Source organism: Micromonospora globispora (assembly GCF_003857015.1).
Taxonomy (GTDB): Bacteria; Actinomycetota; Actinomycetes; order Mycobacteriales; family Micromonosporaceae; genus Micromonospora; species Micromonospora globispora.
This window is the reverse complement of sequence record NZ_QGGF01000523.1, coordinates 1-3,657: the sequence shown is the minus strand read 5'-3', so window position 1 is coordinate 3,657 and position 3,657 is coordinate 1. Positions and strand designations below refer to the sequence as shown.

3 protein-coding genes and 1 riboswitch are annotated in these 3,657 nt (G+C 73.5%); of the genes, 1 reads left to right on the top strand and 2 read right to left on the bottom strand.

Features of this window, described 5'->3' with window-relative positions; genetic code table 11:
* Positions 1–1,170, top strand: a 1,170-nt coding sequence (locus DKL51_RS27905) for a CDP-glycerol glycerophosphotransferase family protein (RefSeq protein WP_124812666.1), incomplete at its 5' end; no start/stop codon positions are given.
* Between the two features lie 74 nt (positions 1,171–1,244).
* Here the strand turns inward: DKL51_RS27905 and DKL51_RS27900 are convergent.
* Positions 1,245–1,997, bottom strand: a complete 753-nt coding sequence (locus DKL51_RS27900; protein ID WP_109947286.1) for an alpha/beta fold hydrolase — start codon at positions 1,995–1,997, stop codon at positions 1,245–1,247.
* Between the two features lie 119 nt (positions 1,998–2,116).
* A complete protein-coding gene (locus tag DKL51_RS27895) occupies positions 2,117–2,953 on the bottom strand; it encodes a C39 family peptidase (protein ID WP_185734937.1) in 837 nt (278 codons plus the stop codon).
* A 219-nt stretch (positions 2,954–3,172) separates the two neighbouring features.
* A riboswitch (cyclic di-AMP (ydaO/yuaA leader) is annotated at positions 3,173–3,314 on the bottom strand.
* Positions 3,315–3,657 lie beyond the last annotated feature (343 nt).

The window sequence follows — 3,657 nt, the reverse complement described above, 5'->3', positions numbered from 1 at the left end:
CCGGTGGGCCGGGCGTTGCGCCGCCACCAGCCCGAGTTCCTGCTCTACTTCTCCGCCCCGCCCGGGTCGGAGTACCAGGTGACCATGTGGCTGCCGTACCTGGAGCGGATCGGCCGGCCGTTCCTGGTGCTGCTGCGCGAGCCGGAGTTCCTGCCGACCGTCGCGGCCGCGACCAGCGCGCCGGTGGTGTTCTGCCCGACCCTGAAGACCATGGACGAGGCGCTGGTGCCGAGCCTGCGGGTGGCGTTCTACGTCAACCACGGCGCGAAGAACAGCCACTGCATCCGGTTCCACCAGCTCACCCACGTGCAACTGCACCACGGCGACAGCGACAAGGCGCCCAGCGCCAACCCGGTGTCGGCGATCTTCGACCGGATCTTCGTGGCCGGCCAGGCGGCCATCGAGCGGTACGCCCGCGCCGGCGTGGAGATCCCGCCGGAGAAGTTCGTCGTGGTCGGTCGCCCGCAGGTGGAGGCGATCGAGGTACGCCCGGAGCCGGCGCGCCGGCTGGCCCACCCGACGGTGCTCTACACCCCGACCTGGACCGGGCACCACGCGGACGCCGACTACTGCTCGCTGCCGGTGGCCGAGACGGTGATCCGGCGGCTGCTGGACCGGGGCGCCACGGTGATCCTGCGGGCCCACCCGTACACCTCGCAGAACCCGGCGTCGGCGCGGCAGCTGGCCCGGCTCACCGAACTGCTCGCCGCGGACCGGACGAAGACCGGCCGGGAGCACCTGTGGGGGACGGCGGCCGCCCGGGAGCTGACCCTGACCGAGTGCGTCAACCGCTCCGACGCGCTGATCTCCGACGTCTCCGGGGTCATCTCCGACTACCTCTACTCCGGCAAGCCGTACGCGGTCACCGACATGGGCGCCGACGGCGCGGACTTCGTGGCGCGGTTCCCGCTGGCCGCGTCGGGTTACGTGCTGCGCCGGGACATGTCCAACGTGGACGGGGTGCTGGAGCAGCTGCTCGACACCGACCCGTCGGCGGCGGCCCGCTGGGCCACCCGGAGCCGCTACCTCGGCGACTTCCCGGCCGAGTCGTACGCCGAGGCGTTCCTCGACGCCGCCCGCCGGGAGCTCGATCGGGGCTGGGCCCCGCCCGCGCCGCGCACCGCGGAAGCCGTCACCGAGGACGGCGCGCCGCTCTCCCCCACCGCCTGACGGCTCGGTCCGTCGGCGGCGGGCTCAGTGGTAGGGGTGGGAGCGCCTGACGGCTCGGGCCGCCGTCGGCCGACTCAGTGGTAGGGGTCGAGGAGGGCGAGGACGGCCTCCGGGTCCTCCACGTGCGCGTTGTGGCCGAGCCCGGGCAGCGTCGCCACCGGCACGCCCAGCTCCTTGAGCTGCGCGTCGCTCACCATCGGATCGTGCTCGCCCCGGGCCAGCAGCACCGGCACGTCGGTCGCCGCGAGCAGGGCCGGCAGGGGTGGCTCCCCCACCGCGAACGCGGCCGGGTCCATCGCCAGGCGCCATCGGCCGTCCTCGCGGCGCAGCCCGGCGTCCACCACCGGGTGGTCCGGGGCGAAGAGCCCGGCCAGGGCGGCGACCCGGAGGTAGCGACGGGCGGCCTCGTCCCGGCTGGCGAACCAGGTGACCGGGCGCTCGGCGAGCTCCCGGGCCTTGTCCAGCTCGGCCGGCGACCAGACCGCCTTGATGCCGAGCCCGATCACCCCGTCGACCGGCAGGCCGAGCCGCCGCGCGGCCAGCGCCAGGGCGACCACCCCACCGAGCGAGTGGCCCAGCACCACCAGCCGGTCGCGGCGCCCCAGCCGCTCGGCGACCGGCCCGAGGCCCTCCACCACCCGCCGGGCGAATCCCTCGAAGGAGTACGCCGGCAGCGGCGGCGACCAGCCGTGACCGGCGAGGTCGGGCGCCAGCCAACGCCCCGCCCAGCGGTGCTCCAGCAGCGGCGCCCAGGGCAGCCACACCTCGCCGGTGGCGCCCATGCCGTGCAGCAGCAGCAGAAGGCGGGTACCCGTCTCATCGGCCATACGGCGCAGTGTGCCACCGTTCGGACACCACCCGCGAGAGCGCGGCGGGCCGGCCGTGGCGGGATACGACGTCGGGCACCGGCTCGAGGAGCCGGTGCCCGAGGCGTCAGGGGTGGTGATCAGGCGGAGTAGCCGCGGGTGGCCATCCAGTTCGCCAGGTCGATGGTGGTCATCCAGTACGCGGGGAGCGACGGGTTCGCCGAGTCGGCGATCCGCACGGTCCGGCCGTCGTCTTTGTAGCCCACCACGGCGATGTAGTGACCGCCGGGGAACGAGTGCCAGCCGCCGTCGGTGTCCGTGGCGTCACCGGCCACGTTGGCGACGACGCCCCGGCCGTCGGTGATCGCCTTGACCACGTCGGCCTGGAGCTGGTCCATCTGCGCCGGCGTCGCGGCCTGACCCGGGATCTCGTGGGTCCGGTACGGACTTCCCTTGACCATCTGGTTGAGCCCGCGCGTGGTGTCCTCGGCCGAGTTGGTGCCGTTCTCGGTGGCGTTCAGCGGGGCGACCATCGCGTCCTGGGTGGTCTCGATGCCGGTCGCGCTCAGCGCGTTGCGCACCGCGGCCGGGCCACAGTTCCAGTAGGCGGTCTGCGCCTCGTAGGTGTAGTCGAGGACCTTGCTCGACGGCGGCTTCGGCGCCGCCTTCTTGGTCAGGTCCGGGTCGGGCTTGGCCGAGGTGGCCTTCGCCGACGGGGACGCGGACGCGGTCGACGGGGAGGTGGCCACCCGGGCCTCGCTGCGGGTGGCGACATCACCCAGCCGCGGGGCCAACTCGGCCACGGCGGCGGCCTCCTGGCGGGCGGGTGCCTCGTCGGTGCCGGTGCTGGCGATCAGGGCGCCGGCGCCGGAGGCCAGCACGAGGGCGGCGGCGGCGCCGGCGACGATCTGGTACCGGCGCTCGGTGGCGACGCGCCGGAGCTGGTGCTTGGGGTGGTGCTTCACGGGATCCTCCACGGGGGCCGGGAGCGGCGCACGCCTGCCCGCCGCGCGGAGGAGCTCACGCGCGTTCTGCGGACGGGTCCGGGGGCGGGGTGGACCGCTGGGAAGGGGGTGCCCGGTCAGCCGGGCATCGGGACGGTTGCCGGGATCAGCTCGCCGACGGGACGAGCGGCGGCACCGCGGCGCCGTGGAGGCGGGGGGAAGACCGAGGGGAATCAGGCTGCACGAGGAGGGAACTCCTTCCGACACCGCCTACCGGGTTAGCTGACGGATTCGGGCGGGAAGATCGCCCTACCGCGGGCCGTGGCTCGCGGATTCACCCCGGACGTGCACTGGGTCCCCGGTTCGTGAGATCACGATTGAGCGGGTCGGCGCGGCGTCGCATCTTGCGAACGGAAACCGCACCGGACGCGATGACATTACCGGGGGGTACGGTTCCTGCCAACCGTCCCCACCTGGGTAAACGCTGAACATCATTACTCTGACCGGAACAGTCGGTCACTGACGTCACCCAATGGGACGAGCGGCGGAGAAAGGATCGGCGGTCAATAAGGGGACACCCGGTGGCGACGGACCTTCAATTGTGGGGATCGATCGCACGACCTGATCCGGATGACCGTTTCCCGTCGCGCGTGAGCGGGCTCACCGAATTCACATCACAATTCAGCCAACCCGGGCCGGCCGCCAGCGCGCCGGCCGGGGCCGGGCCGCGCCGGCCG

Excerpts from the sequence above, each read along its gene's own strand:
- DKL51_RS27900 (WP_109947286.1), bottom strand. The coding sequence starts at position 1,997 with ATGGCCGATGAGACGGGTACCCGCCTTCTGCTGCTGCTGCACGGCATG.